Source organism: Pseudomonas sp. GW821-FHT07B01 (assembly GCF_059419065.1).
Genome location: NZ_JBWKRA010000009.1, coordinates 144,693 through 170,300, shown reverse-complemented (window position 1 = coordinate 170,300; position 25,608 = coordinate 144,693). Strand labels below are relative to the sequence as shown.

The 25,608-nt window shown below is 59.8% G+C and carries 28 protein-coding genes and 2 pseudogenes; 15 read left to right on the top strand and 15 right to left on the bottom strand.

The features are described from left to right. Positions 1-56: 56 nt before the first annotated feature. Complete coding sequence (locus AC07S6_RS12745) at positions 57-2,504, top strand: dermonecrotic toxin domain-containing protein (protein WP_495112419.1); 2,448 nt, start codon at positions 57-59, stop codon at positions 2,502-2,504. Positions 2,505-2,581: 77 nt separating this feature from the next. After that, positions 2,582-2,950, top strand: coding sequence for a glyoxalase superfamily protein (locus AC07S6_RS12740; protein WP_186527655.1), 369 nt, complete (start codon positions 2,582-2,584; stop codon positions 2,948-2,950). 75 nt (positions 2,951-3,025) lie between these two features. Here AC07S6_RS12740 and AC07S6_RS12735 read toward each other — a convergent pair. After that, positions 3,026-3,622: pseudogene (locus tag AC07S6_RS12735) on the bottom strand (methyl-accepting chemotaxis protein); the annotation flags it as partial. 258 nt (positions 3,623-3,880) lie between these two features. Then, positions 3,881-4,945, bottom strand: a pseudogene (locus AC07S6_RS12730) (methyl-accepting chemotaxis protein); the annotation flags it as partial. A gap of 255 nt (positions 4,946-5,200) precedes the next feature. Here AC07S6_RS12730 and bamJ point away from each other — a divergent pair. Continuing rightward, positions 5,201-5,818 carry a BamJ family beta-barrel-assembly machinery protein gene (gene bamJ / locus AC07S6_RS12725; RefSeq protein WP_034128752.1) on the top strand — a complete coding sequence of 206 codons (618 nt, stop codon included), beginning with the start codon at positions 5,201-5,203 and terminating at the stop codon, positions 5,816-5,818. A gap of 60 nt (positions 5,819-5,878) precedes the next feature. On the opposite strand, the gene AC07S6_RS12720 is transcribed toward bamJ, so the two are convergent. From AC07S6_RS12720 to AC07S6_RS12710, 3 genes are all read right to left on the bottom strand, one after another. Next, positions 5,879-6,136 carry a PA4570 family protein gene (locus tag AC07S6_RS12720; RefSeq protein ID WP_005791321.1) on the bottom strand — a complete coding sequence of 86 codons (258 nt, stop codon included), beginning with the start codon at positions 6,134-6,136 and terminating at the stop codon, positions 5,879-5,881. A 160-nt stretch (positions 6,137-6,296) separates the two neighbouring features. Further along, positions 6,297-6,638 carry a zinc ribbon domain-containing protein YjdM gene (locus tag AC07S6_RS12715; RefSeq protein ID WP_034128750.1) on the bottom strand — a complete coding sequence of 114 codons (342 nt, stop codon included), beginning with the start codon at positions 6,636-6,638 and terminating at the stop codon, positions 6,297-6,299. 169 nt (positions 6,639-6,807) lie between these two features. After that, positions 6,808-7,776, bottom strand: a complete 969-nt coding sequence (locus AC07S6_RS12710; protein WP_197883512.1) for a polyprenyl synthetase family protein — start codon at positions 7,774-7,776, stop codon at positions 6,808-6,810. A 239-nt stretch (positions 7,777-8,015) separates the two neighbouring features. On the opposite strand from AC07S6_RS12710, the gene rplU reads away from it, so the two are divergent. The 7 genes from rplU (at position 8,016) to AC07S6_RS12675 (ending at position 13,622) form a co-directional block, all read left to right on the top strand. Continuing rightward, complete coding sequence (rplU, locus tag AC07S6_RS12705; RefSeq protein ID WP_007950961.1) at positions 8,016-8,330, top strand: 50S ribosomal protein L21; 315 nt, start codon at positions 8,016-8,018, stop codon at positions 8,328-8,330. 34 nt (positions 8,331-8,364) lie between these two features. After that, complete coding sequence (gene rpmA, locus AC07S6_RS12700) at positions 8,365-8,622, top strand: 50S ribosomal protein L27 (protein ID WP_003176049.1); 258 nt, start codon at positions 8,365-8,367, stop codon at positions 8,620-8,622. 192 nt (positions 8,623-8,814) lie between these two features. Further along, positions 8,815-10,038 carry an Obg family GTPase CgtA gene (gene cgtA, locus AC07S6_RS12695; RefSeq protein ID WP_003194084.1) on the top strand — a complete coding sequence of 408 codons (1,224 nt, stop codon included), beginning with the start codon at positions 8,815-8,817 and terminating at the stop codon, positions 10,036-10,038. A 109-nt stretch (positions 10,039-10,147) separates the two neighbouring features. Continuing rightward, entirely contained in the window at positions 10,148-11,266 is a 1,119-nt protein-coding gene (gene proB / locus AC07S6_RS12690; protein ID WP_495112445.1) for a glutamate 5-kinase, read from the top strand. A 16-nt stretch (positions 11,267-11,282) separates the two neighbouring features. Beyond that, positions 11,283-11,747 (top strand): CreA family protein, encoded by a 465-nt coding sequence (locus tag AC07S6_RS12685; RefSeq protein ID WP_003194082.1) that lies wholly within the window; start codon positions 11,283-11,285, stop codon positions 11,745-11,747. Positions 11,748-11,849: 102 nt separating this feature from the next. Further along, the gene (locus AC07S6_RS12680) at positions 11,850-12,332 is read left to right on the top strand and encodes a glutathione peroxidase (protein WP_197883510.1); all 483 of its coding nucleotides are present in this window, start codon (positions 11,850-11,852) and stop codon (positions 12,330-12,332) included. A gap of 186 nt (positions 12,333-12,518) precedes the next feature. Further along, positions 12,519-13,622, top strand: a complete 1,104-nt coding sequence (locus AC07S6_RS12675; RefSeq protein WP_495112418.1) for an NADH:flavin oxidoreductase — start codon at positions 12,519-12,521, stop codon at positions 13,620-13,622. An 816-nt stretch (positions 13,623-14,438) separates the two neighbouring features. On the opposite strand, the gene AC07S6_RS12670 is transcribed toward AC07S6_RS12675, so the two are convergent. Both AC07S6_RS12670 and cysZ read right to left on the bottom strand, forming a co-directional pair. Further along, the gene (locus tag AC07S6_RS12670; RefSeq protein ID WP_495112417.1) at positions 14,439-15,617 is read right to left on the bottom strand and encodes a glycosyltransferase family 4 protein; all 1,179 of its coding nucleotides are present in this window, start codon (positions 15,615-15,617) and stop codon (positions 14,439-14,441) included. A gap of 54 nt (positions 15,618-15,671) precedes the next feature. Further along, a complete protein-coding gene (gene cysZ / locus AC07S6_RS12665; RefSeq protein WP_495112416.1) occupies positions 15,672-16,436 on the bottom strand; it encodes a sulfate transporter CysZ in 765 nt (254 codons plus the stop codon). A gap of 295 nt (positions 16,437-16,731) precedes the next feature. On the opposite strand from cysZ, the gene trxB reads away from it, so the two are divergent. Then, positions 16,732-17,694, top strand: coding sequence for a thioredoxin-disulfide reductase (gene trxB / locus AC07S6_RS12660; protein ID WP_197883502.1), 963 nt, complete (start codon positions 16,732-16,734; stop codon positions 17,692-17,694). A 168-nt stretch (positions 17,695-17,862) separates the two neighbouring features. Here the strand turns inward: trxB and AC07S6_RS12655 are convergent, their stop codons facing one another. The 6 genes from AC07S6_RS12655 to AC07S6_RS12630 are packed head-to-tail and all read right to left on the bottom strand — an operon-like array spanning position 17,863 to position 20,786. Continuing rightward, positions 17,863-18,201 (bottom strand): HopJ type III effector protein, encoded by a 339-nt coding sequence (locus AC07S6_RS12655; protein ID WP_495112415.1) that lies wholly within the window; start codon positions 18,199-18,201, stop codon positions 17,863-17,865. After that, a complete protein-coding gene (locus AC07S6_RS12650; RefSeq protein ID WP_495112414.1) occupies positions 18,194-18,490 on the bottom strand; it encodes a DUF1244 domain-containing protein in 297 nt (98 codons plus the stop codon). The genes AC07S6_RS12655 and AC07S6_RS12650 overlap by 8 nt, the downstream gene beginning before the upstream one ends. A 15-nt stretch (positions 18,491-18,505) precedes the next feature. Next, positions 18,506-18,877 carry a dihydroneopterin triphosphate 2'-epimerase gene (gene folX, locus AC07S6_RS12645; RefSeq protein WP_003194073.1) on the bottom strand — a complete coding sequence of 124 codons (372 nt, stop codon included), beginning with the start codon at positions 18,875-18,877 and terminating at the stop codon, positions 18,506-18,508. 2 nt (positions 18,878-18,879) lie between these two features. Beyond that, positions 18,880-19,440, bottom strand: coding sequence for a GTP cyclohydrolase I FolE (gene folE, locus AC07S6_RS12640; RefSeq protein WP_003194072.1), 561 nt, complete (start codon positions 19,438-19,440; stop codon positions 18,880-18,882). Between the two features lie 20 nt (positions 19,441-19,460). Next, on the bottom strand, positions 19,461-20,171 hold the full coding sequence (gene folM / locus AC07S6_RS12635) for a dihydromonapterin reductase (protein ID WP_072434996.1): 711 nt from the start codon (positions 20,169-20,171) through the stop codon (positions 19,461-19,463). A 57-nt stretch (positions 20,172-20,228) separates the two neighbouring features. Next, positions 20,229-20,786: a putative antibiotic biosynthesis monooxygenase gene (locus AC07S6_RS12630; RefSeq protein WP_072434998.1), complete on the bottom strand. Its 558-nt coding sequence runs from the start codon at positions 20,784-20,786 to the stop codon at positions 20,229-20,231. A gap of 213 nt (positions 20,787-20,999) precedes the next feature. Here AC07S6_RS12630 and AC07S6_RS12625 point away from each other — a divergent pair, with 213 nt between their 5' ends. Beyond that, a complete protein-coding gene (locus AC07S6_RS12625) occupies positions 21,000-21,962 on the top strand; it encodes a MerR family transcriptional regulator (RefSeq protein WP_072435000.1) in 963 nt (320 codons plus the stop codon). Here the strand turns inward: AC07S6_RS12625 and AC07S6_RS12620 are convergent. After that, positions 21,953-22,558, bottom strand: a complete 606-nt coding sequence (locus AC07S6_RS12620; protein ID WP_122301531.1) for a hypothetical protein — start codon at positions 22,556-22,558, stop codon at positions 21,953-21,955. The genes AC07S6_RS12625 and AC07S6_RS12620 overlap by 10 nt on opposite strands. 58 nt (positions 22,559-22,616) lie before the next feature. Next, entirely contained in the window at positions 22,617-23,084 is a 468-nt protein-coding gene (locus tag AC07S6_RS12615; protein WP_054896971.1) for a PAS domain-containing protein, read from the bottom strand. A gap of 129 nt (positions 23,085-23,213) precedes the next feature. Between AC07S6_RS12615 and AC07S6_RS12610 the strand changes: the two genes are divergently transcribed. The 3 genes from AC07S6_RS12610 (at position 23,214) to AC07S6_RS12600 (ending at position 25,529) form a co-directional block, all read left to right on the top strand. Next, complete coding sequence (locus AC07S6_RS12610) at positions 23,214-23,669, top strand: flavodoxin (RefSeq protein WP_014719876.1); 456 nt, start codon at positions 23,214-23,216, stop codon at positions 23,667-23,669. A 175-nt stretch (positions 23,670-23,844) separates the two neighbouring features. Then, the gene (locus AC07S6_RS12605) at positions 23,845-24,627 is read left to right on the top strand and encodes a class II aldolase/adducin family protein (protein WP_495112413.1); all 783 of its coding nucleotides are present in this window, start codon (positions 23,845-23,847) and stop codon (positions 24,625-24,627) included. Then, the gene (locus AC07S6_RS12600; RefSeq protein ID WP_072435005.1) at positions 24,627-25,529 is read left to right on the top strand and encodes an alpha/beta fold hydrolase; all 903 of its coding nucleotides are present in this window, start codon (positions 24,627-24,629) and stop codon (positions 25,527-25,529) included. The genes AC07S6_RS12605 and AC07S6_RS12600 overlap by 1 nt, the downstream gene beginning before the upstream one ends. Positions 25,530-25,608: the final 79 nt, after the last annotated feature.

The following is a 25,608-nucleotide window of genomic DNA, read 5'->3' as shown; positions in this document are numbered from 1 at the left end:
ATTGATTGCAAAGGACGGCTCTCTAGCATGTGCAGGTCTTATTACGGAGAGCCTGTGTGAACATTCATTCTGTAAGCCCCAGCCAACTCGCTAACCGGGCCGGCAACGCCGTCATTTCATCTACCGTCACGCCGCCTGACGCCGGGGTGAATGGGGGCGTCGATGCGATCTCGGCGTTCCCTTTTCCGCGTGACACGATCAAAGGCTGGATCCAGGAAAAAGTCTGGAACCTGACCAATCAATGGATCGACCCCGACAAGGTATACCTGCATCAGTTTTCTCCTGCCAACAGTACCCACACTGGCAGCGCCGTGACCGGGCGGGAACATCGCGGAGTTCCCGAGTCGTCCATGACGTTGACCGATGCCGTGGCCAGTGATTTTTTCTCGGCGGAACGCTACGGCACGGCCGGCAAGGCTCAGGCGCTGGCGCATTTCGTGTCTTCGAATACCAGCCCGTTTTCGTTGCTGGACAGCGAAAGTGTGCCGGATTTTTTCAGCCGGCTGGGCAAGTTCATTTTCGACCGGACGGGACCGGGATACCTCTACTCGAAAATTCACGATGATGTGCCCAACGCCGTGGAAACCTGGCGAGATCTGGACGCCGCCTATGGCCTGTACCTGGATGGGCCGGGAAAAGGCACCTACGACGCCGGCAACCAACTGCGTATGAAGCCCAGCGAGCTGTTGAAACTGGTGCGTGAGGGAGACCTGCAGAAAAAGGTGATGACCAGGCTGGACAGTTTTTGGACGCAGCACGGCGACGAGTGGCGGATGCTGGCCAAGCAACAGTTCGTGATGGAGGCCCGTACCGCGCGCGCCCTCAACCAACAAGACTCCAGCCAGGGCCTTAGCCCGCAGGCTTATGCCGAGGTGATGAAAGCGGCGGCGTCAGGTGTACCGCTCGAGGGGCCGATGTCCAAGGCCCAGTTACAGGCGCAGACGACACCGGGTCCGGACACCAAAGTGTTTTGCTTCGATATCAATGGTTATAAGTCCAATGACATCCTGCGCTTCATCTCCAAGAGTGGTACCGAAACCCTCTATGTCCCCGGCGCAAAACCCGCGATCCAGACTTTCAAGGACCGAGCCGCCGTGGACCAGTGGGTGCTCGAGCAAAGCAAGGACCCCGCCAAAGCCAAGGCGCTGGAGGAACATTTCTCGCTGCGTGATCGTCAGCAGGGCGTGTTCGGCGCCCTGAGTGCCAACGGCGTGGACGTCACCCTGGCCAAGCTGGGTGCAGGCAACCAGGCAGCGAATGACAGTGTTATCGATACTTTGAATTATCCAATCGGCGGGGACGTGTTTTCCTTCATGGCCAGCCAGACACGCCAACGCATCGACAATGATGCAGACACCGAAATGAAATCCAACGCCGAGGTGCGCAAGGACGACGCACTGGCTCTGCTGCAAGCCGGCAACGCAATATTCTCCATCCCCATGGCCTTGCTCGGGCCTATTGGTCTGGCGCTTGGCGCCGTCTCTTACACGGCACAGGTAGGAATGGAAATCGACCAGGCCGTGCAGGGTGACACTCAGGCCGAGCGCAAGAACGGGCTGCATTCGGCGGTGATGGACGTCGCGACGATGGCTTTTTTTCACGCCCTCGGCAAGGCCGGCCCTTCCACGGCCGACCCCGCTGTCGAGTCCGGCGCTCAGCCGACGACGGCGCAAAAACCGTTTTTCAACTATCGCCGCGTGAATGGGCAGATCGGTGTGCTGATGAGTCCGATCGAACCTGCGCGGCTACCCGAAAAACCAGCAAACGGGTTGAATCCTGCGTGGGACCCATCCATGGAGATTTACCTGCAAGGGGGGGCCAAGCGTCCCTCAGTGCAGCCCCGTTATGAGATCGTCGAGGAGGGCCCGTCTACGGCGAAGAAGCCCAAAATCGAGGACTCGGAAAACGAACTGTCGGAGAATGAGGAGTCGCCGTCTTCGGTGGTTTCCGATGCCACGTCCTCCGGGGATTACGAGCCGTACGACGATATCAACGTGCTCAAGGTCAATCCGTTCAAGGCCGGCGTCCAGGTGCCTGATGGTGGGTATTTCAACAGTCGAGGCATGATCGAGCGCACCGATATACCCAAGTTGTACCGTGTCGAAAAGGCGGATCGCGTAGAGCGTCGCGGTGATCCGCAAAATTATGGTTTCCGGGACTCAAACTTCTTTTCCGGGCCTGAAAAAATGATGGACGGCAATGTCGTGGTGGCGTCTCGCTCAAAGGCGGCGGCGATACATTTTGGTGATGCTGCACTCGACGGCAAGTACCACCTTTACGAAATCGACAGTGGCGGTGTTCCCGTCGTCTCTTTCAACGAAAATATCGAGGTAAACCCGCAGTTCGTTGAGGCTCGCCAGTGTGTGGCGCCCGGCACCATCGAGCGGATGCGCAAGTCGGGCCGCTTGAATGAGTTTGCAGAAAGCTCTTATGAGTTCGATGAAGTGCATGTGGACAACGATCAACTGTCGAGCGCAAGGATCAGGGAAATTCCCCATCATTGAGCGTGTTCACTTTTGAGCGCTTGCTGAGCTAGGGTGGTCGCTCGCCAGCAACGAGCGACCGGCACTTGGAGAGTTATATGCACTTAGGAAAAGTCACCCCCATCCTGCGGATTTTCGACGAGGCCAAGGCGTTGGAGTTCTACGTCGATTTCCTGGGGTTCAAGGTCGATTGGCAGCATCGCTTCGAGGCGAATTTTCCGTTGTACGTGCAAGTGTCGCTGGGGGAGTGTGTGCTGCACTTATCCGAGCATCATGGCGATGCTTCGCCAGGGGCGGCTGTGCGGATCCAGGCCCAAGGGGTCGATGCGTATCAGCAGCAATTGTTGGGCAAGGAATACCGGTATGCCAAGCCTGGGGTGGAAGACACGCCGTGGGGGACGCGGGAGATGAGCATCAGAGACCCGTTTGGGAATCGGTTGGTGTTTGTTGAGGAGAGCGAGGGCTGATTCTCCCATTAGGCTGTTCGCAGGTAAGGCCCTTGTGGCGAGGGAGCAAGCTCCCTCGCCACAAGGGTTGTGGGGCTACACCCGGAAATGACTGACCATCTGCTGCAACTGGCTACCCAGGCGTGCCAGTTCAACACTCGACTTGGCTGTCTCATCACTGGCCGTAGCGGTCTGCTCAGACACGTCACGCACGTTCACGATACTGCGGCTGATCTCTTCCGCCACAGCGCTCTGTTGTTCGGCGGCCGCGGCAATTTGCTGGTTCATCGACTGGATATTGGACACCGTGCGGGTGATGCTTTCCAGGGACACACCCGCCTTGCGCGTCAGTTCGACGCTGCTGTCGGTCAGGCTGCGGCTGTTGTTCATCACGCTGGCCACTTGTTGGGTGCCGTTCTGCAAGCCGGCCACCAGGCCTTCGATTTCTTCGGTGGACTTCTGTGTACGTTGCGCCAGGCCACGCACTTCGTCGGCGACCACGGCAAAGCCACGGCCGGCTTCCCCGGCACGCGCAGCTTCAATGGCGGCGTTAAGTGCCAGCAGGTTGGTCTGTTCGGCCACGGCCTTGATCACGTCCATCACGCTGCCGATCTTGTTGCTCTCTTGTTGCAGGTGCGTCATGGCGTCGGTGGAGCGCGCCACTTCGGCCGCCAGGCGTTCGATCTGGGCGATGGCTTCAGCCACCACTTTATCGCCTTCGCGGGCCTGGCCGTCAGCGTCGGAAGCGGCTTGGGAGGCCTGCTCGGCATTGCGCGCAACTTCCTGCACTGTGGCGGTCATTTCATGCATGGCGGTGGCGACCTGATCGGTCTCGATCTTCTGGCTGTTCACGCCGGCGCTGGTCTGCTCGGTCACCGCTGACAATTCTTCGGCGGCGCTGGCGATCTGAGTGACGCCGTCGCGAATGCCGCTGATCAGCTCGCGCAGGGTGGTGCCCATGCGCTGGATGCCTTGCTGCAACACGCCCAGTTCGTCACGACGGGTCACCTGGATGTTGTGGCTCAGGTCGCCCGAAGCGATGCGCTCCACCACGGCGAGGGTGTCCTGGATCGGGCGGGTGATCTGGCGGGTGATCACCCACGCGGCAATCACGCCGACCAACAGGGCCAGCAAGGTGCTGATCAGTTGCAGGCTGCGGGCCTGGGTGCTTTCGGCGTCGCGACGTTCCAGTTGGATGTCGTACAGCTTGTCGCTGATTGTCACGATGTCGGCGCCCTGAGTGGTCATTTCGGCACGGGCGGTGACAATATTGGCATTGGCCGCCTTGTAGCTCTGCACGGCGCTGCGGTAGGCGCCTAGCGCGGTTTCCAGTGCGGACAATGCGCTTTGCTGGCCAGTACCGAAGGCAACGCTGAGGCCTTTCAAACCGGCGACAGCTTTTTCCAGCTGTGTAGCCGCGCGGGCTTCGGTTTCTGCGTTGGGGCTATTGGTATAGCCGCGCACTTCGTAGCGAGCCTGCATGAATTCGTTCTTGGCCTGGGTCACGGCCAGGAACTGCGTGAAGCGTTCCGGGCTGTCGGATGACTGCTGCACACTGGTTTCCAGCGCATTGATTTGCGCGTTGGCAATGTCGGCCTTGGCGCCCATGACATCGCGCGCAGCGTTGCCATTGCGGTAGGCCTCGCGCATTTTGTTCAGGGACTGGCGGTAAGCGGTAATGACGGCTTTCTGCTCATTGAGCAGCTTGAGGTTTTCCGGGCTCTTGAAGCTGTCGAGCAGCTTCTGTTGCTGGGCGGCGAATGCATCGAGGCTGGTCTGCACGTTCTGCGCCACAGCTTCGTCGCCATTGGCCAGCATGTATTGCAAGCGCACGATACGCAGCTTGGTCAGCGAGGCATTGAGCTGGGTGATGTCGCTCATCCAATTGCTACGGTCGATCAAGCCTCCCAGGCTGGTCCAGCCAGTGAGTGCCAGGATCGAGGTGAGGACCAGCACCAGGCCGAAGCCCAGGCCGAGTTTGAGATTGACGCTGATGTTACCGAACCAGCTGTTCATCGAAAGCTCCTTGAAGAGTGATGTCTGTCTGCTGGACGGTGTGTTTTTGTTTGAGCCAGCCAAGATGTGTAGGGCTGTATCGGCGGGAAAGGATGATTCTGAAATACTTTTATTGTTCGTCGACGAAGGGTCGCCGGCGCGCAACGGCGATGCCGGGGTGGGGCTGATCACGGCCCGCTCATGTGTGCTAGTCTGCGGGCCCTTTTAGTTCTGGGCGGCGCGGGAAACCGTGGCGTCCTACAGCGGAGCCTCTTCATGTCCGAAGTTAATCTGTCCACCGACGAAACCCGCGTCAGCTACGGTATCGGCCGTCAGTTGGGCGACCAACTGCGCGACAACCCGCCACCGGGCGTCAGCCTGGACGCGATCCTGGCCGGCCTGACCGACGCGTTCGCCGGTTCGCCAAGCCGTGTTGACCAAGAGCAAATGGCGGCCAGCTTCAAGGTGATCCGCGAAATCATGCAAGCCGAAGCCGCTGCCAAGGCTGAAGCTGCAGCGGGCGCTGGCCTGGCTTTCCTGGCGGAAAACGCCAAGCGTGATGGCATCACCACCCTGGCTTCCGGCCTGCAATTTGAAGTGCTGACGGCCGGTACCGGCGCCAAGCCGACCCGTGAAGACCAAGTGCGTACTCACTACCACGGCACCCTGATCGACGGCACTGTGTTCGACAGCTCCTACGAGCGCGGCCAGCCTGCAGAATTCCCGGTGGGTGGCGTGATCGCCGGCTGGACCGAAGCCCTGCAACTGATGAATGCCGGCAGCAAATGGCGCCTGTACGTGCCGAGCGAACTGGCTTACGGCGCTCAAGGCGTTGGCAGCATCCCGCCGCACAGCGTTCTGGTATTCGACGTCGAGCTGCTCGACGTTCTGTAAGGCCTGCTGGTTACCTGTTGGGACGAACGCGTTCGCCCCAACAGGTATTTGCCAGTTTCTTCATGGATGGAACTTGCCATTCAAGTCGGTCGCCGGGCGCAACGCTCGTGCATAGCAGAACAGAAACAGATTCCTCACCACTTCCTTCAGCACCCCAGGCTCACTGGAACTCAGGCCGTTCACGTCCAGATCGCCCTGGTCCTGCAGCTCGTTCAGCGCTTCTTCCTCAAGCACCGCACAGACTTCACCGGTTTCCCGATGCAGGATCCGCAGGTAAGGGTGGGGACGATCCAGCCAGGCATCTATCAAATAAGTCATGGTCGTTCTCCTTGATGGGTTTCAATGAGAATAATTCTTATTCGTAGAATAGCAAGTGTCTATTGGCAGTTTCTGGGTTTTTCTGTGTGGGTATTGCGTTCGATCAACGCAGAGGGCGAAACGCCATCCCGCGGCGGGCGCGGGATGGAATGCAGCAGGTTCAGACTTTGCGCACGAACTCGGACTTGAGTTTCATCGGGCCGATCCCATCGATCTTGCAGTCGATATCGTGGTCGCCGTCGCACAGGCGTATGTTCTTGACCTTGGTGCCCACCTTGACCACCAGGGAAGTGCCCTTGACCTTGAGGTCCTTGATCACGGTGATGGTGTCGCCATCCTGCAGGACGTTGCCCACAGAATCTTTCTTAACGGTCTCATCGCCGACCACTTCGGCCTCGCCGTTGGCGGACCACTCATGGGCGCATTCCGGGCAGACCAGTTGGGCGCCGTCTTCGTAGGTGTATTCGGAATTGCATTTCGGGCAGGGAGGCAACGTGCTCACTAAAGCTCCTAGAAAGTCAGGGATGGCTAAAAGTCGCACATTATATAGGGTTTAAACGCGGATGGGGTTGGACTCGTCCTAATGTGGGAGCTGGCTTGCCTGCGATAGCGGCAGTGAGTTCACTCCAGTCATCGCAGGCAAGCCAGCTCCCACATTAAACAGCGCGGAATCAGTGAGTACGGGCGACCGCAAACTCACTCAGCTCAACCAGGGCATCCCGGTATTCACTGGCCGGCAGCGCTTCCAGGCATGTGATCGCCCGCGCCACGTAGTCACGCGCCAGTTGCGCGGTGTACTCCAGGGAACCCGAAGCTTCTACGGCGGCACGGATGGCTTCCAGGTCTTCGATCCCGCCTTTCTGGATCGCCTTGCGCACCAAGGCGGCCTGTTCCGGCGTGCCTTCGCGCATGGTGTAGATCAGCGGCAAGGTCGGCTTGCCCTCGGCCAGGTCGTCACCGACGTTCTTGCCCAGGGTTTCGGCATCGCCCTTGTAGTCGAGCAGGTCATCCACCAGTTGGAACGCCACCCCCAGGTGATCACCAAAGGTACGCAGGGCTTCGGCCTGTTCGGCGGTGGCGCCACACAGCGCGGCAGCACTGTGGGTAGAGGCTTCGAAGAGCATCGCGGTTTTGCCGCGAATCACTTCCATATAGGTTTCTTCGGTGGTGCTGGCGTCGCGGACTTTGGACAGCTGCAACACTTCGCCTTCGGCGATGATGCGTGTGGCCTGTGAAAGAATCTTCATCACAGGCATCGAGCCCAGCTCGACCATCATTTCGAACGAGCGCGAATACAGGAAGTCGCCCACCAACACGCTGGGCGCATTGCCCCACATCGCGTTTGCAGTCTCGCGACCACGGCGCATGCCGGACATGTCGACCACGTCGTCATGCAGCAAGGTGGCGGTGTGCAGGAATTCGATCGTGGCGGCCAGCAGGCGCACGTCATCGCCTTGGCGGCCCAGGGCCTTGCCGCACAGCAACACTAATAAAGGACGCAGGCGTTTGCCGCCCGCCGACGTAATGTAGTCGCCAATTTTGGAGACCAGCGGCACTTTAGACGTCAGCTGCTGCTTGATGATGCCGTCGACGGCGCTAAAATCGTCCGCGACCGCGCGGTAGAAAGCTTGGGGTTGCATCAGCGACAGTCGCTCCAGAAGGGTTGCGCGGCATGCTAGGACCCTCACCCCGCAGTGTCAAGGCGCGATAGGCGGCCCCTTGCAACACCTCTTTACCTTGCGTACAATCGCGCACCCTGAACTTCCTGGGCAGCACCTGCCTTACGCAATTGCATTCGGGACGTCCATCCCATGCAGCCATGCCAGCCAATACCTCTTCTTATAAAGCGCTGGGTGAGCAGGATTATCGGAGAAATACCATGTCGTACGCAGTAATTGTTACTGGTGGCAAGCAATACAAAGTCGCCCCAGGTGAATACCTGAAGATCGAGAAACTGGAAGTCGCTACTGGCGAATCCGTTACTTTTGATCGCGTTCTGTTGGTCGCCAATGGCGATGACGTGAACATCGGCGCTCCAGTTGTTGCTGGCGCTACCGTTGTGGCTGAAGTGATCTCCCAAGGTCGTCACGATAAAGTCCGCATCATCAAGTTCCGTCGTCGTAAGCACCACATGAAGCGTATGGGCCACCGCCAGTGGTACACCGAGATCAAAATCACCGGTATTCAGGCTTAATTTCAGCCTAATTCCTCACTAGGAGAATTGACTCATGGCACACAAAAAAGCTGGTGGTAGTACCCGTAACGGTCGCGACTCAGAAGCCAAACGCCTTGGCGTGAAGATGTATGGCGGCCAGAAAATCATTCCGGGCAACATCATCGTGCGTCAGCGCGGCACCCAATTCCACGCCGGTTACGGTGTTGGCATGGGTAAAGATCACACCCTCTTCGCTAAAATCGAAGGCGTGATCAAGTTCGAAGTAAAGGGCGCGTTCAACCGCCGTTACGTGAGCGTTGTCGCAGCTTAATTGCGAGATCGCTGGAAAAGCCCTGTCTTGCGACGGGGCTTTTTCGTTTGTGGAGTGAGTCTCTTGCAAAGCTGTCTGTGATGAGCTCAGGCGCTGGTTTGCGGTCGCTGATTGAGGTCGCTGCGCTCATTTTTGCAAGAGTCTTATGTCTTGGTTTCTTAAGCTCGTCCATGCGGCGAGAGGCGTTTTGTTATGAAGTTCGTTGATGAAGTTTCCATCCGAGTAAAAGCAGGCGACGGCGGTAACGGTTGCATGAGTTTCCGTCGCGAAAAGTTCATCGAAAACGGTGGCCCGAACGGCGGTGACGGCGGTGACGGCGGTTCCATCTACATGATGGCCGACGAGAACCTCAACACCCTGGTCGACTACCGTTACACCCGGCACTTCGATGCCGAGCGTGGCTCCAACGGCGGCAGCACCGACTGCACCGGTAAAAAAGGTGAAGACCTGGTACTGCGCGTACCCGTCGGCACCACGATCATCGACTCTGCGACCCAGGAAGTGATTGGCGACCTGACCAAGGCCGGCCAGAAGCTGATGGTTGTGCAGGGCGGTTGGCATGGTCTGGGTAACACCCGATTCAAGTCCAGTACCAACCGTGCACCGCGCCAGACCACGCCGGGCAAGCCGGGCGAGCAGCGCGACCTGAAGCTGGAAATGAAAGTACTGGCGGACGTGGGCCTGCTGGGCCTGCCGAACGCAGGTAAAAGTACCTTCATTCGCTCGGTGTCGGCTGCCAAGCCGAAAGTCGCCGACTACCCGTTCACCACCCTCGTGCCAAACCTGGGCGTGGTCAGCGTCGACCGCTGGAAGAGCTTCGTGGTTGCCGACATTCCCGGCTTGATCGAAGGCGCTTCCGACGGTGCCGGCCTGGGCATCCGCTTCCTCAAGCACTTGTCCCGCACCCGTTTGCTGCTGCACCTCGTCGACATGGCGCCGCTGGATGACACCAGCGCCGCAGACGCCGCCGAAGTCATCGTCAGCGAGCTGACCAAGTTCAGCCCGGCCCTGGCCGAGCGCGATCGCTGGTTGGTACTGAACAAGTGCGACCAGATTCTGGAAGAAGAGCACGAAGAGCGCGTCAAGGAGATCGTCGACCGCCTGGAGTGGGAAGGTCCGGTCTACGTCATCTCGGCCATCGCCAAAGAAGGCACTGAGCGCCTGACCCGCGACATCATGCGTTACCTGGAAGACCGTGCCGACCGCCTGGCGGCCGACCCGGTGTACAAGGCCGAACTCGCCGAACTCGACCAGCAGATCGAAGACGAGGCCCGTGCCCAGTTGCAGGCCCTGGACGACCAGCGCGCCCTGCGCCGCAGCGGCGTGAAGTCGGTCCACGACATCGGCGACGATGATTGGGACGAAGAAGACGTGGATGATGAAGACGGTCCGGAAATCATTTACGTGCGTGACTGATCCGTTGCGATAAACTTGAACGCCGCTCCCTGGAGCGGCGTTTTGGTATCCGGGTATAACGTTATGGGCAGCGCTGGGTCGCGCGGCCCTCACTCTAAGGTTGAAGATGATGCGGAGCAAAGTGACAGGTGCGCAGCGCTGGGTCGTGAAAATCGGCAGTGCGCTGTTGACGGCGGATGGCAAAGGTCTGGATCGCGCAGCCATGAGCGTCTGGGTCGAGCAGATGGTGGCCTTGCATGAGGCAGGCGTTGAGTTGGTGCTGGTGTCGTCCGGAGCGGTTGCCGCCGGGATGAGCCGCCTCGGCTGGACCGCGCGACCCAGCGCGATGCACGAGCTGCAAGCCGCCGCTGCCATCGGCCAGATGGGCCTGGTGCAAGCCTGGGAGTCCAGCTTTGCCGAGCACGGCCGCCACACGGCGCAGGTGCTGCTGACCCACGACGACCTGTCCGACCGCAAGCGCTACCTCAACGCCCGCAGCACTTTGCGCGCGCTGGTGGAGCTCAAGGTCATCCCGGTCATCAACGAGAACGACACCGTGGTCACCGACGAAATCCGCTTCGGTGACAACGACACCCTGGCCGCCCTGGTGGCCAATCTGGTAGAGGCCGACCTGCTGGTGATCCTCACCGACCGCGATGGCATGTTCGACGCCGACCCGCGCAACAACCCCTATGCCCAGCTTATCTATGAAGCCCGCGCCGACGACCCGGCGCTGGATGCGGTCGCCGGCAGTGTCGGTGGTGCCCTGGGCCGTGGCGGCATGCAGACCAAACTGCGCGCCGCACGCCTGGCGGCTCGTTCGGGGGCCCACACCATCATCGTCGGCGGGCGCCTGGAGCGCGTGCTTGATCGCCTCAAGACCGGTGAGCGCATCGGCACGCTGCTGTCGCCGGAGCGCGGCATGCTGGCGGCGCGCAAGCAATGGCTGGCCGGTCACCTGCAAACCCGTGGCACGCTGGTGCTGGACGCGGGGGCCGTATCGGCCTTGTCCCAAGGCAACAAGAGCTTGCTGCCGGTGGGTGTGAAGTTGGTGCAGGGCAGCTTCCGCCGTGGCGAGATGGTGGTGTGCGTTGCGCCAGACGGTCGCGAGATTGCGCGCGGCCTGGCCAACTACAGCGCCCTGGAAGCACAGAAGATTATCGGACAACCCTCCGACGCCATTGTCGGACTCTTGGGTTATATGGCAGAACCGGAACTGGTTCACCGCGACAACCTGATCCTGGTCTAACCATAGGAAATACACGATGCGCGTGATGAAGGGATTGCTCGGCCTGCTGCTGGCCATGCCGCTGCTGGCCTCGGCCGAAGAGGTCGGCCAGGTGTCGACGGTGTTCAAGTTCGTCGGCCCCAACGATCGGATTGTGGTTGAAGCATTTGACGACCCCAAGGTCGATGGCGTGACCTGCTACTTGTCGCGTGCCAAGACCGGCGGGGTAAAGGGCGGCCTGGGCCTGGCCGAAGACCGTGCCGAAGCCTCGATCGCTTGCCGCCAGGTGGGCCCGATCCACTTCAAGGGTGAGCTCAAGGACGGCGACGAAGTGTTCAAGGAGCGCACCTCGCTGGTATTCAAGACCATGCAGGTGGTGCGTTTCCTCGACAAGAAGCGCAACACCCTGGTGTATCTGGTCTATAGCGACCGTTTGATCGAAGGCAGCCCGCAGAATGCGGTGACGGCAATTCCGATTCTGCCCTGGCCGACCGCTCAGTAACCTGCAGGCGAGTTTTGTCACCGGCGTCTATGATTGCAGCTTTGCCGGTTGTAAGCTCCGAAGGGCTGCAATGCAAAGAACATGGGATATCTGGAGTTCGTCATGAGTGCTTTCCACGATCTGAAACTCAAAGCCCTGGACGGACAAGCGCTACCGCTGGCGCCTTTCAAGGGCCAAGTTGTGCTGGTGGTCAATGTTGCGTCCAAGTGTGGTTTGACCCCGCAATACGCGGCGTTGGAAAACCTCTTTCAGCAGTACAAGGACCAAGGGTTCACAGTGCTCGGCTTGCCATGCAACCAGTTTGCAGGCCAGGAGCCGGGCACCGAGGAGCAGATTCAGCAGTTCTGCAGCCTGAACTACGGCGTGACCTTTCCACTGGGCAGCAAGATCGAGGTCAACGGGCCTGATCGGCATCAGTTGTACCGTTTGCTGGCGGGCGAGGGCGCTGAATTCCCCGGGGATATCACCTGGAACTTCGAGAAATTCCTGTTGGGTAAGGATGGCCGTGTACTTGCCCGCTTCTCACCACGTACGCCCCCGGAAGATCCCTCCATCATCCAGGCCATCGAAAAAGCCTTGAGCTGACGTCAGTGAGGGCCTGATCGTTCCCACGCTCTGCGTTGATCGTTCCCACGCTCTGCGTGGGAATGCCACCCTGGGCGCTAGGCGTCCCGCTTTTACCCCTTAATCATTTAGATCAATAGTGCTACTCAGCGCTGCAAGCTCTCCATATTATCCGCATCATAAATTCAATCTCCCATGGAGCGTTCCATGCCCGTCCAAGCCTTGTTCAAACCCTTCCAGCTCGGTGCATTGCAACTGTCGACCCGCGTGGTCATGGCGCCCATGACTCGCTCGTTCTCCCCTGGCGGCGTACCCAATTCCAAAGTCATTGAGTACTACCGCCGCCGTGCCGCTGCCGGTGTGGGCTTGATCATTACGGAAGGCACCGTGGTCGGGCACCCAGCCTCCAACGGCTACCCCAACGTGCCGCATTTCTACGGTGAAGCCGCCTTGGCTGGCTGGAAGAAAGTGGTCGATGCAGTCCACGCCGAAGGCGGCAAGATTGTCCCGCAGCTTTGGCATGTTGGCAGTGTGCGCCGCATCGGCACCGAACCTGACGCCAGCGTGCCGGCTTATGGCCCGATGGAAAAGCTCAAGGACGGCAATGTCGTTGTGCACGGCATGACGAAACAGGACATCAAGGACGTTATCAACGCCTTCGCCCAGGCCGCCAAGGATGCCCAGGCCATCGGCATGGACGGCGTGGAAGTCCACGGTGCCCACGGCTACCTCGTGGACCAGTTCTTCTGGGAAGGCAGCAACCAACGCACCGACGAATACGGTGGCAGCCTGGCCAACCGTTCGCGCTTCGCCATTGAACTGATCCAGGCCACCCGCGCCGCTGTCGGCCCGGACTTTCCGATCATCTTGCGTTTCTCCCAGTGGAAGCAGCAGGACTACACCGCGCGCCTGGTGCAAACCCCTGAGGCGCTGGGTGAGTTTCTCAAGCCACTGTCTGACGCTGGCGTGGATATTTTCCACTGCTCCACCCGTCGTTTCTGGGAGCCGGAATTTGAAGGCTCCGACCTTAACCTGGCCGGTTGGACGCGTCAGCTCACAGGTAAGCCAACCATCACGGTAGGCAGCGTGGGCCTGGATGGCGAGTTCCTGCAGTTCATGGTCAACACCGACAAAGTTGCCCAGCCTGCCAGCCTGGAGAAACTGCTGGAGCGCCTGAACAACGATGAGTTCGACCTCGTGGCGGTGGGTCGCGCACTGCTGGTTGACCCGGACTGGGCGGTGAAGGTGCGCGAGGGGCGTGAGGGCGACATCTTGCCATTCAGCCGAGAGGCGTTGACGACTCTGGTGTAAGGGGGCGGACTCCCTGTGATACCCACAGGGAGTTGCAACGTCAGTGATTAATACTCTGGTCGCTTGTTTTGCTCGTTAATGTGATCAGCCTTGAGCCCATCCTTATGGCCGGGTTGGCCGTAGGTCGTGGCTCTGCACTCGCGGGTGGTGCCATTCGTTATCGGAGCGAGTCGGCTGCGGACGGTTCCAGCTGTTAAGGGGACGCGTGGGTTGCGGGCGGTCGCAGTCGTTGTCGGGACGAGTAGGCTGCGGGCGGTTCCAACTGTTATCGGGACGGGTAGGCAGCGGGCGGTTCCAACTGTTGTCGGGACGGGTGGGTTGCGGGCGGTCGCAGCCGTTATCGGGACGAGTAGGCTGCGGGCGGTTCCAACCGTGATTCGGGCGGTTGGGCTGCGGACGTTCCCAGCTGTGATTCGGACGATTCCAACCGGGGTTCGCGTTGTGATTGTGCTGGGCTGACGGCCATCCAGGGTCGTTCTGCCCGCCTGCTTGTTTGCGGTTCCCTTCAGCCCCTTGAGTGGGCGTGTTGAAAGGCCTGTATTGCAAGGCCATTGATCCATTTATCAGTGTCGACATATCGCTCTCTATTCACTTTCATCATGAGTAACCTGCTTTTAGGGGACGCACTTCATAGGGTGGTCATGCCTCGGATGGCAGGTGTCATGTAGGTGGCGATAATTCGGGCAACGTTCCGGATATATCCGGTTGCGGCGTGCCGATTCAGACGGGCTCACGGGCTAATTCTGACTATCGGCGCCATTATTCAACGGCTAGCTTGGAGCCAGGGCGAACGAACCTACATTATTCGCAGATCGTTCAACGCACAGGGGGGAGCGTTGGAAGAGCAAAACTCTCCACGCACACACCGCGTAACTGATGCTCGAATTGCTCGACAATCGCCGCCCAGCCCTGGCGGCTGGCGTGTTGGCGTGCATTGAGGCGCATGCGGCGTAAGCTCTCTGCATCCTCCAGCAGCCAATTGGCGGCGTCGCAAAATGCGTTCTCATCCCCAGGCATCGCCAGCACGCCGTTGTAGCCATGGCGAATATGCTGGGTCGCAGCCGCCTGGTCGTAGGCTACTACACCCAAGCCTGACGCCATCGCTTCCAGCACCACGTTGCCAAAGGTTTCTGTCAGGCTGGGGAACAGGAATACATCGCCGGACGCGTAATGCCGCGCCAGTTCTTCACCGCGCAGCGCGCCAGAGAAAATCGCTTCGGGCAGTTCCTTTTCCAACATCGTCCGTTGCGGGCCATCGCCGACGATGATCAGTTTCATCTGGCGCAGTGGGTACCTGTCCTGCAAGGTCTCGAAGCAGCGTTTGAGCAGTCCCAGGTTCTTTTCCTGGGCCAACCGTCCTACATGCAGCACGGCGATTTGCTCATTGTTCAATGCCCAGCTTTCCCGCAACGCATTGTCGCGTTTGGCCGGGTGGAACAACTGGCTGTCGACCCCTCGTGCCAACACCCCCAGGCGCTCGAAATGCCGGCGCTCCAGTTCCAGGAGCTGGCTGGCGCTTGGCACCAGGGTCAGGCTCGAGCGGTTATGAAACCAACGCAGGTAATGGGTGACCATGCGGCTCAGCAGGCTCAAACCATACTGGTTCGAATACTGCTGGTAGTTGGTGTGAAAGCCGCTGACGACGCTGATTCCCAGCCGCCGCGCTGCACGCAAAGCGGATAAGCCCAGCGGCCCTTCCGTGGCGATATACAGCACATCCGGGCGCTGACGGCCCCAGCGCCTGAGTAATTTATGCATCGACGATTGGCCCCATTGCAGCCCTGGATAGCCCGGCAATGGCCAGCCGCGACACAGCAGTAATTGATCATCACTCGGTCGGCTCTGGTCGGCACCCTGGCGAGGGCGTACCAGTTCGATCTGATGGCCACGCGAGCGCAAACCTTCGCACAGGCGCCCAAGGGTATTGGCCACCCCGTTGATTTCCGGCGGGAAGGTTTCAGTGATCAGGGTGATGTAAAGCGAGGCTGTCGTCATGACCCACAGTGTCACCGTGGGCCATGTCGTCATTGTGTCAGTGGGATGATGGATTTATGACTTGACCACGGCTTGCTGCGCCATTGCTTCGGCGCCTTGTTCACGTACCCAGAACAACGTCGCCCCGGCGACCGCCGCCGGCATCATCAGCAAGTTGACCACCGGCACCAGCAGCACCAGGTAGACGATGCCGCCGAAGCTCATGCTCTGCCAGCGTTTCTGGCGCAGCCAGGCGAGCATCTCGTTCCAGCCCAGCTTATGGTTGTCGGCCGGATAGTCGATGTACTGGATGGCCATCATCCACACCCCAAACAGCAACCACAACGGCGCTGCGATCAGGTTGACCACCGGGATAAAGGACAGGATAAACAGGCCGATGGCCCGTGGCAGGAAATAACCCAGCTTGCGCATTTCGCGGGCCAGCGTGCGTGGGACCATCGCTGCCAGTTCGCCCCAACTGAAAGGCGGGAAATCATCGGTGCCGCGCACTACCACTTCAACCTTCTCCGCGAGAAAGCCGTTGAACGGTGCCGCGATGATATTGGCGAGCATGGTGAAGGTGAAAAACACCATCAGCACCACCAGTACGACGAACAAGGGCCACAACAGGTAATTCAGAAAACTCAGCCAGGTGGGCAGTGTCGGCATCAACTGGTCGACCCACAGGCTGAACTGGTGACCGGCGAAATAGATCAGGCCGACGAACAGCACCAGGTTGATCGCCAACGGCAGCAGCACAAACAGGCGCAGGCCAGGGCTCAGCACCAGTTTGAGGCCTTCACGCAGGTATTGCGGGCCGGAAAGAGCAGGGGCAGGCATGGAGTACTCCGAGCAAAGTGACGAACGCGCCGACCTTACCGGCTTTGCATTCAAGGCGAAAGCGGCGACATCCGCAGTAACATCAAAGGGCAACAATGGTGTCGATTAATCGAGTCGACCACATAGAGACCACCTATGAGCTGGATTGTTATTCCGTATTTCCTTAATCTTGCCCCCCTCGATACGCTGCACCCATTATTTTTCAGGGCCCGCGAGTTCAAGCCTTCCCCAAGTGCTTCGTGGTCCCTTTTTTATTCCAGCCGCTTGTTGTCCGGGCGGTCGATAGGAGTGAGTCATGACTGATACCCGTCATTCCCGAGTGATTATTCTCGGTTCCGGCCCTGCCGGTTACAGCGCTGCCGTCTACGCCGCCCGGGCCAACCTCAAGCCACTGCTGATCACCGGCATGCAGGCGGGCGGCCAGTTGACCACCACTACCGAAGTCGACAACTGGCCGGGCGATGTCCACGGCCTGACCGGCCCGGTGCTGATGGAGCGTATGAAAGAGCACGCCGAGCGCTTTGAAACCGAGATCGTTTTCGACCACATCAACAAAGTCGACTTCTCGAAAAAGCCTTACAGCCTGACCGGCGACAGCGGCGTCTACACCTGTGACGCGTTGATCATCGCCACCGGCGCCAGCGCGCGCTACCTGGGCCTGCCGTCGGAAGAGGCGTTCATGGGCAAGGGCGTTTCAGCTTGCGCCACCTGCGACGGTTTCTTCTACCGCAACAAGCCGGTTGCCGTGGTCGGCGGTGGCAACACTGCCGTGGAAGAGGCGCTGTACCTGGCCAACATCGCCAGCACCGTGACCCTGGTTCACCGCCGCGAGACCTTCCGCGCCGAGAAGATCCTGATCGACAAGCTGCACGCCCGTGTCGCTGAAGGCAAGATCATCCTCAAGCTCAACGCCACCCTGGATGAAGTCCTGGGCGACAACATGGGTGTGACCGGTGCCCGTCTGAAAAACAACGACGGCAGCTTCGACGAGCTGAAAGTGGACGGCGTGTTCATCGCTATCGGCCACACTCCGAACACCTCACTGTTCGAAGGCGTACTGGAAGCCAAGGACGGGTACCTGGTGGTGCAGGGCGGCCGTGAAGGCAATGCAACTGCGACCAACATCGAAGGTATCTTCGCTGCCGGCGACGTGGCAGACCACGTTTACCGCCAGGCCATCACCTCGGCCGGCGCCGGTTGCATGGCGGCCCTGGATGCCGAGCGTTACCTCGACGGTTTGAAGGACGCTTCGTTCTAAACCCGTTGACTCAAAAAAACCGGCGAAAGCCGGTTTTTTTATGCCTGCGATCTAACCTACACCGCTAAACAAGTGTGGGAGCTGGCTTGCCTGCGATAGCGGTGTGATAGTCACCACCGCCATCGCGGGCAAGCCCGGCTCCCACATTGAGCGGGGTTGGTTATTAAATCAGCGGCGAGTCAGAGGCTGTTCAGCAAACTTCACTGCGGCCAGCCCATGTGCAATCAACGCTCGGATATTGCCATGGTCACTGCCCTCAGGCGTCGCCACCACCGACCGGTAATGCTCACCAAACGCCAGCAGTGCTTCCTTATCACTCAACCCTTCCAGCAGCGCCAAACCCAGGGTCTTGCACGACCCTTCATTCTGCCCAGCGGCATTTTCCACACCGCCGTTGATGAAAGCTTGCGGCTGGTAGTCGTAACCCGCCGCGACGAACGCCAAGGTATCGGCAAAGGCGTGTGCGCCGCTGTTGAGGCTGGCGCGCAGGGCGTTCAAATCAGTCATGAGGCTTTCCTTTGGCGAACGCGGCCTGTTGGTCTGCGTTGGCTTCTTGCTGGTATTGGGCTTTCCACTCGGCGTACGGCATGCCGTACACCACTTCACGGGCGTCATCGAGGCTGACCTCGAACTGGCGTTCGTCGGCCTCGGCCTTGTACCACTTGGACAGGCAGTTGCGGCAGAAGCCGGCGAGGTTCATCAGGTCGATATTCTGCACATCCTTGCGGCTGTCCAGGTGGGCCACCAATCGGCGAAAGGCGGCGGCTTCGAGTTCGAGGCGTTGTTGGTCGTTCATAGGGCTCACTTAGTATCAGCGGCTGGCGGCCAGAGTGATCGAAACCGACTCGGCAAAGCGCAGCGCGTGGGGCTTGTCCACTTCGACTTCGGCGTACAGCACCGATTCGTTGCTCATCACCAGGTCCAGCAGTTCCTGGGTCAGGCGCTCCAGCAGGGCAAAGCGATTGCCTTCGACGTGAGCGATGATGGCCTTGGTGATGGTGCGGTAGTTCAGGGCGTGGTCGATGTCGTTGTCACGCACGGCTTCCTGGGCGGCATACAGGATGGTCAGGTTGATCAGCACATCCTGCTTGTTGAGGATTTCGTCCTCGTTGATGCCGATAAAGGTGCGCAGGCACAGGTCCTTGACCCGGATACGCGCCATGCCTGGTTGAAGTTGTGGCATTGCTACTTGCTCCGTCCAATCAGTTGCAGGAACTCCATGCGGGTGGTGTTCGACTCGCGAAAGGCGCCGAGCATCACCGAGGTGTTCATGGTTGAATTCTGTTTCTCCACGCCGCGCATCATCATGCACATGTGCTTGGCTTCGATCACCACCGCCACGCCGGCGGCCTGGGTCACGTCCTGAATGGCGTCGGCGATTTGCCGCGTGAGGTTTTCCTGGATCTGCAGGCGCCGGGCGAACATGTCGACAATGCGCGCCAGTTTTGACAGGCCCAGCACCTTGCCGGTCGGAATATAGGCCACATGGGCCTTGCCGATGAAGGGCAGCAGGTGATGCTCGCACAACGAATACAACTCGATGTCCTTGAGGATCACCATCTCGTCATTGTCGGACGCGAACAGTGCGCCGTTGACGATTTCCTCCAGATTCTGCTCATAGCCATGACACAGGTACTGCATGGCCTTGGCCGCGCGCTTGGGTGTATCGAGCAGGCCCTCGCGCTGCGGGTCTTCGCCCAGGCCCTTGAGGATCTCGCGGTAGTGGTGGGGCAGGGATAAGGTCATACAACATCCTCGCAAACGGCTTACTTGATATGCCGCCCGCCGTTGACGGTCAGGGTGGTACCGGTGACATAGGGATTGTCCAGCAGGTAGCGCACGCTCTGGTAGATCACCTCGGGTCCGGGCTCGATGCCCAGGGCCGACTTGGCCAGGACTTTGGCGCGATAGGCCGCGTCATCGCCTTCGTTGAACATCACCATCGCCGGTGCGATGCCGTTGACCTTGATCAGCGGCGCGAACTGTGCGGCAAACGATAACGTGAGGCTGTCGAGCCCGGCCTTGGTGGCGCAATAGGCGATGTGCTGCCGGCTGCCCTTGCGCACCACGTCGTCGCTGATATGCACGATATCGGCGGGTGTCGAGCGTTGCAGCAAAGATGAACAATGCAGGTTGATCAGGTACGGCGCAAGCATGTGCACGCTGAACATGTCGATAAAGGCACGGCTTTCGTCGCCCGGGGTTTCGGCGACCCAGGCTGAAGCGTTGTGGATGATTGCTCGCAGGCTTTGAGTATGGGTTTTGACTGCGGCAATGAAAGCCAGCACTCCGGCTTCGCTGGAGAAATCGGCAAACACGCCGATGGCACCGCGCTCACGCAGCGCCTGCACGCCGGGGCGTTCGCTGCGGTAGCTGAACATCACCGCTTGGCCTTCATCCAACAGGCGCTCGGCACAATGCAGGCCGACACGCTGGCCGGCACCGGTGATCAGGATCGGAGCGTTGGTTGCATTCATGGGAGGCTCAAGTCGCTGGCAGGCTCAAACTATACCAGCGCGCCGGCCTCCCTGTACTCAAGCGGCGGCTTCAGTGACTTTGCGAGGGGGCGAAGGGTGCAGCCAGTTCGCCAGCAGATGGGTCGACAGCGGTATAAAGAAATAAACCATCAACGGGGTCAGGGCTGCGGTGCTCACCAGTACGCGGCTGAACAGGTCCAACTCGCTGAGCAGCGGCCCCAGGCCGAAGTTGAACAGCAACGATACCGGGAAAAAAGCCAACCAGATGGCCACCGCCTGTTTCCAGCGTGGCGGGCGGGCACCCGCTGCGCCGAACCAGCCATCGATACCGCTGACACGGTGTTCCGACGGGTCGGCAAACAGCTCGCTGCCACGGCTCAGCCACGCGCTGCGCGAAGCGGAGAACTCCCATGCGTGCAGGGTCTTTTCATCGGCGAAGCGGAAGATGATCTGGAATTCATCATCATGGGGCGGTGGCGCCAGCACGCCGGAACCCAGGTAACCGGGGAAATCAGTCGCCAATTGCTCGCCTTCGCGCAGCCAGGCCATCAGTTCTTCGTAGCGACCTTTGGCCACGCGGCGCGCAACCATCAAGGTGACGGGTGAGGTAGACATCGTATATCTCCAAAATCAGCAAGTGCGCCGAGCCGGGTAGGCGGCGCACGGACGAAGCTGCGGGGTGGTGCAGCGACGCAAAAGAACAGGCAAGGATTATTCCGGTTTTGCCCAAATACGCCAGAAACTTCGGATGGATCGCCGTAGATCTTGAATCATGCAGTTCAATCGGCGTTAATAGTATTCAAATTCATACAAGTTTCTTGACCGCTGATGCCCGAAATCACTGCGCCTCTTCGCGATACGACACCCGACAGCCACACTGACGGCGAGGGGCTGTTTCCGATTCGTGAAGTGGCAAGACTTACAGGCGTAAACCCGGTGACGTTGCGTGCGTGGGAGCGTCGCTACGGTTTGATCCAGCCTTTACGCACCGAAAGTGGGCACAGGCTTTACTCAAGCACCGATATTGAAACCGTGCACCGCATCCTCGACTGGATCGAGCGGGGCGTGGCGGTGAGCAAAGTCGGCAAGCTTTTGGCGCGCGACCCACAGTCCAGCGAGCCGGCTACCGCGTCACGCAGCGATACCGAACTGGAGTGGCGCCAATGGCAGGCGCAACTGCGGCAGGCCATCAGTGCTTTTGATGATCGTGAGCTCGACCGGTTGTACGGCCAGATCTTCAGCGTCTATTCGACAACCGTGGTGTTCCAGGACATTTTGGTCCCGCTGTGGCAGCAGTTGTCACGTCACCAAGGCCGCTTTGGCCAAGCCAGCGAGTGGCTGTTCTTCGATAATTTCCTGCGCTCGCGTGTCGCCCGGTGCCTGCAAATGGCCTGTGCCTCGCCAGCGCCCAGGGTATTGCTGTCAGCCATTGCCGGAGAGTGCCGTGAGCTGGAGTTGCTGGTGGCGGGCTTGTTGATGTCGAGCGAGAAACTGGCGGTCAAGGTCCTGGGCGTTGGCCAGCCACTGGATGAGTTGACGCTGATCTGTGAGCGCACTCAGCCGCAAGCCCTGGTGCTGTTTTCCAACCATGCCCCTGGCGCAGAGCTGGCGTCGCGGCTCAATCGCCTGGCCTTCACCCTCGACTGCCCGTTGCTGCTGGCTGGAGAGGCGTCAGAGCTGGCAGAACACAGCCAGGAGGGGGCATCGATTGGTTGTCTGGGCAATGACGGGCGCTTGATGCCGCGCCGCTTGCAGCAACTGCTCAGCGGCCATCTGGAGTCTCAGGCATGAACGTGAGGATGAACCAGGCGATGCTGGTGCAGGATGAACTGGCGTAACCGTTCGATCTCATCGGCATCGCTCTGGCTGAGGCGATAAGCGAACAGGCCGCGGGCGGTTTCCCGCTCCAGCGTACCGCGCAGGGCGATGCGTTCGTAGCCGGAAGGGCTGAACCACAGGGAAAACGTCTTTGGCGGTTTGACCCGGCCACGCACTTCTACCAGCACCCCTTTGAATGACACTTCGTGCACCCACAGCGCGCTGGAGTAGCCCTTGATGTTTTCCAGCACCACCGGCGTTTCAAGCGCCAGGCGCCACGGGCGGATCATCGGCCCATCTTCAAAAATGCTCGGTACGCCCAGGCGCAAATGCACAGCATGAAATTCATCTTCCACCAGGTGCAACGGGAAGGTGAGTTGCTGGTTGTCGAACTGCGCCTGGATGGTGACCTGGTCGTGAGCCGCTAGTCGCGTGAGCAGATCGCGAATCTGTGCGCCGCCATTAACCGTCAGGCTCGACCATGCATCCCGCAGGTTGAGCTGCGGGTTGTGCGTCATGTCCTGGATAAAATCCAGCTCGTCCTGCGTCAATAGCGTGTCGCGTTGCATTGATCTGGCTCAAGGCTGAGGCATTAAAAAGCCATTATCGCTCTAAAGACCGCATTTTTTACAGTTTGTTAAATCCACTCGTCGCCTTGAGTGCGGCGAGCTCGCTCTTGAGCTCGGCCAACTGAGCTTCCAGTTGGGCGACACGCTGTTGTGCCTTGACTTGAGTGGTGACGTCTTTCTGCACACCGACGAAATAGGTTTGCTTGTCGACCTCGTTGTACACGGTCGAAAGCGATAGCTCGTTCCAGAAAGGCGTGCCGTCCTTGCGGTAGTTACGCAGGATCTCTCGGCAGGTGCCGCCGCTGTCGAGCGCATCACGAATGGCGATCAAAGCCGGTTGGTCGCGGTCGCCCGCCTGCAGGAAGCGGCAGTCCTGATAGAGGATCTCGTCCAGCGTGTAGCCAGTCATCCTTTCGAAGGCCGGGTTGACGTAGATCAGTGGTTTCTCCCGGCCTTCGCGCTCGGCAACAACGATTCCGTCGTTGGACGCATTGACGACCATTTGCAGCAGTTTGGCGTTAATCATAGAGCGGTCCATGGCCTGGTTTTGACCTTGCCAGTTTATGGCAAGGCTGGAATGTTGCACGGTGCGCACTGAAATATTGGCACAGGCTGCTAATATCCCACGCTTTCACTCAACTACAGGATCAGATTGATGAAAGTCGCCATCCTCTCCGGCTCGGTCTACGGTACGGCTGAAGAAGTCGCTCGCCACGCGGAAGAAATCCTCAAGGACGCAGGTTTCAACGCCTGGCACAACGCACGTGCCACGCTGGCAGACGTGCAGGCCTTTGCTCCCGATGCATTCCTGGCAGTGACCTCGACCACCGGCATGGGCGAGCTGCCCGACAATCTGCAGCCTCTGTACTCAACCATCCGCGACCAACTGCCCGCCGCCTGGCGCGGCCTGCCGGGAGCGGTCATCGGCCTGGGCGACGCCAGCTATGGCGATACCTTCTGTGGCGGCGGTGAACAAATGCGCGAATTGTTCGCCGAACTGGGCATCCGCGAAGTGCAGCCGATGCTGCGCCTGGACGCCAGCGAAAGCGTCACTCCGGAGGCTGACGCCGAGCCTTGGCTGGCCGATTTGATCACCGCGCTGCGCGGTTGAACCCCAGGGAGCGCCGTTATTGACGGCGCTTGTTTGACACGTATTTGTACTATTCTCTTGACTGACTCGCTCAGTCATCAAGCTGGCTGCCAAGGAAACTCCTTGCGCCTCGGCGTCTGACTAGACTGGCTCTCACTTTAGACACCATACGAAGTGCGCCAAGGAGGTCATTGCCATGAGCCTAGCCCCTGCATCACCGCCACAAAACGTCAAAGCCCAGGTCAGCGCTGCCGAATGGCAAACCCGCGTGGACCTCGCGGCCTGTTATCGGCTGGTGGCCATGCACGGCTGGGATGACCTGATCTTCACGCATATTTCGGCCAAGGTGCCGGGCACCGAAGATTTCCTGATCAACCCCTATGGGCTGATGTTCCACGAGATCACCGCGTCGAGCCTGGTCAAGGTTGACCAGGCCGGCAATAAGCAAATGGACAGCCCCTACGAGATCAACCCGGCGGGCTACACCATCCACAGCGCCATCCACGAAGTGCGCCACGACGTGACCTGCGTGCTGCACACCCATACCGCTGCGGGCGTGGCGGTGTGTGCGCAAAAGCAGGGTGTGTTGCCCATCAGCCAGCAATCGCTGTTTGTACTGTCCAGCCTGGGCTATCACGCCTATGAGGGCGTGGCGCTGAATCACGAGGAAAAGGCCCGGCTGCAAGCGGATCTGGGCCAGAACAATTTCCTGATGCTGCATAACCACGGCCTGCTGACCTGCGCCGGCACCATCGCCGATACCTTCCTGATGATGTTCACCTTCCAGCGCGCCTGCGAGATCCAGGTGCTGGCCCAGAGCGGCGGCACCGAGTTGATCGCCATCGAGCCGCAGATTCTCGCCGGTGCCAAGGCGATGGTGGCAGCTGTCACAAAAAGCGCCCAAGGTATGGGTGGTGCGCTGGCCTGGCCGGCGCTGCTACGCAAATTGGACCACCAGGACCCCGGGTATAAAAGCTGATGCCACTCGCCGAGATACCGCTCAGAGCCTGGCGCAAGCGCGGCCAGGACTTCGTCTTTCGTGGCCACACCGTGCGGTATTGGATGGCCGGGCAGGGCGAGCCGTTGCTGCTGATTCATGGTTTCCCCACGGCCAGTTGGGACTGGCACTACCTGTGGCAACCCCTGGCCCAGCGCAACCTGGTGATTGCCTGCGACATGCTCGGCTTTGGCGACTCGGCCAAACCCTTGGACCACGACTATTGCCTGTTGGAACAGGCCGATCTGCAACAGGCGCTGCTTGAGCACCTGCGCGTAGAGCAGCCGGTGCATGTGTTGGCTCATGACTACGGCGACAGTGTCGCCCAGGAATTATTGGCTCGGCATTACGAGGGCCGGTTCCCGATGGCGAGTTGTGTATTTCTCAACGGCGGGCTGTTTCCGGAAACCCATCGGCCGGCGCTGGTGCAAAAGCTGCTGCTCAGCCCGTTGGGCTGGATGATCGGTCGGGCCTTTGGGCGCAATGCCTTGGCCAGCAGTTTCAACCAGATCTTCGGCCCCCAGACGCGGCCCAGTGAAAGCGTGCTGGATGATTTCTGGAGTTTGATCAGTTGCAACGACGGCCCGCGTATCCTGCACAAACTGATCGCCTACATCCCCCAGCGCCGTCGTCTGCGCGAGCGCTGGCTCACGGCCATGCAGCGAGGCGAAGTACCTTTACGGGTGATCGACGGCGAGGTGGACCCGATTTCCGGTGCCCATATGGTCGAGCGCTATCGCCAACTGGTGCCCCAGCCCGACACGATAAGACTGGCCAATATCGGCCATTACCCGCAGATCGAGGCGCCGGTCCAAGTGCTCAAGCATTACCAGGCGTTTCGTGAGCGCATCAGCCAGCCTTCACCGCGCGCGGCCTATTCCTGAGCCTGCGCATCATCCCGCTGCCTTATCAAGCACCATTCAGCCCTGGCCGTCTTTATTGTGACCAAAGGCTGTGTGCGTG

Excerpts from the sequence above, each read along its gene's own strand:
- AC07S6_RS12600 (WP_072435005.1), top strand. The coding sequence starts at position 24,627 with ATGCCACTCGCCGAGATACCGCTCAGAGCCTGGCGCAAGCGCGGCCAG.
- bamJ (WP_034128752.1), top strand. The coding sequence starts at position 5,201 with ATGTCCGAAGTTAATCTGTCCACCGACGAAACCCGCGTCAGCTACGGT.
- AC07S6_RS12655 (WP_495112415.1), bottom strand. The coding sequence starts at position 18,201 with ATGACTGATTTGAACGCCCTGCGCGCCAGCCTCAACAGCGGCGCACAC.
- folX (WP_003194073.1), bottom strand. The coding sequence starts at position 18,877 with ATGCCACAACTTCAACCAGGCATGGCGCGTATCCGGGTCAAGGACCTG.
- rplU (WP_007950961.1), top strand. The coding sequence starts at position 8,016 with ATGTCGTACGCAGTAATTGTTACTGGTGGCAAGCAATACAAAGTCGCC.
- AC07S6_RS12620 (WP_122301531.1), bottom strand. The coding sequence starts at position 22,558 with ATGCAACGCGACACGCTATTGACGCAGGACGAGCTGGATTTTATCCAG.
- cgtA (WP_003194084.1), top strand. The coding sequence starts at position 8,815 with ATGAAGTTCGTTGATGAAGTTTCCATCCGAGTAAAAGCAGGCGACGGC.
- trxB (WP_197883502.1), top strand. The coding sequence starts at position 16,732 with ATGACTGATACCCGTCATTCCCGAGTGATTATTCTCGGTTCCGGCCCT.
- AC07S6_RS12685 (WP_003194082.1), top strand. The coding sequence starts at position 11,283 with ATGCGCGTGATGAAGGGATTGCTCGGCCTGCTGCTGGCCATGCCGCTG.
- AC07S6_RS12675 (WP_495112418.1), top strand. The coding sequence starts at position 12,519 with ATGCCCGTCCAAGCCTTGTTCAAACCCTTCCAGCTCGGTGCATTGCAA.
- cysZ (WP_495112416.1), bottom strand. The coding sequence starts at position 16,436 with ATGCCTGCCCCTGCTCTTTCCGGCCCGCAATACCTGCGTGAAGGCCTC.
- AC07S6_RS12670 (WP_495112417.1), bottom strand. The coding sequence starts at position 15,617 with ATGACGACAGCCTCGCTTTACATCACCCTGATCACTGAAACCTTCCCG.
- AC07S6_RS12650 (WP_495112414.1), bottom strand. The coding sequence starts at position 18,490 with ATGAACGACCAACAACGCCTCGAACTCGAAGCCGCCGCCTTTCGCCGA.
- folE (WP_003194072.1), bottom strand. The coding sequence starts at position 19,440 with ATGACCTTATCCCTGCCCCACCACTACCGCGAGATCCTCAAGGGCCTG.
- AC07S6_RS12605 (WP_495112413.1), top strand. The coding sequence starts at position 23,845 with ATGAGCCTAGCCCCTGCATCACCGCCACAAAACGTCAAAGCCCAGGTC.
- AC07S6_RS12615 (WP_054896971.1), bottom strand. The coding sequence starts at position 23,084 with ATGATTAACGCCAAACTGCTGCAAATGGTCGTCAATGCGTCCAACGAC.
- AC07S6_RS12610 (WP_014719876.1), top strand. The coding sequence starts at position 23,214 with ATGAAAGTCGCCATCCTCTCCGGCTCGGTCTACGGTACGGCTGAAGAA.
- rpmA (WP_003176049.1), top strand. The coding sequence starts at position 8,365 with ATGGCACACAAAAAAGCTGGTGGTAGTACCCGTAACGGTCGCGACTCA.
- AC07S6_RS12740 (WP_186527655.1), top strand. The coding sequence starts at position 2,582 with ATGCACTTAGGAAAAGTCACCCCCATCCTGCGGATTTTCGACGAGGCC.
- AC07S6_RS12625 (WP_072435000.1), top strand. The coding sequence starts at position 21,000 with ATGCCCGAAATCACTGCGCCTCTTCGCGATACGACACCCGACAGCCAC.
- AC07S6_RS12720 (WP_005791321.1), bottom strand. The coding sequence starts at position 6,136 with ATGACTTATTTGATAGATGCCTGGCTGGATCGTCCCCACCCTTACCTG.
- proB (WP_495112445.1), top strand. The coding sequence starts at position 10,148 with ATGCGGAGCAAAGTGACAGGTGCGCAGCGCTGGGTCGTGAAAATCGGC.
- AC07S6_RS12630 (WP_072434998.1), bottom strand. The coding sequence starts at position 20,786 with ATGTCTACCTCACCCGTCACCTTGATGGTTGCGCGCCGCGTGGCCAAA.
- folM (WP_072434996.1), bottom strand. The coding sequence starts at position 20,171 with ATGAATGCAACCAACGCTCCGATCCTGATCACCGGTGCCGGCCAGCGT.
- AC07S6_RS12710 (WP_197883512.1), bottom strand. The coding sequence starts at position 7,776 with ATGCAACCCCAAGCTTTCTACCGCGCGGTCGCGGACGATTTTAGCGCC.
- AC07S6_RS12680 (WP_197883510.1), top strand. The coding sequence starts at position 11,850 with ATGAGTGCTTTCCACGATCTGAAACTCAAAGCCCTGGACGGACAAGCG.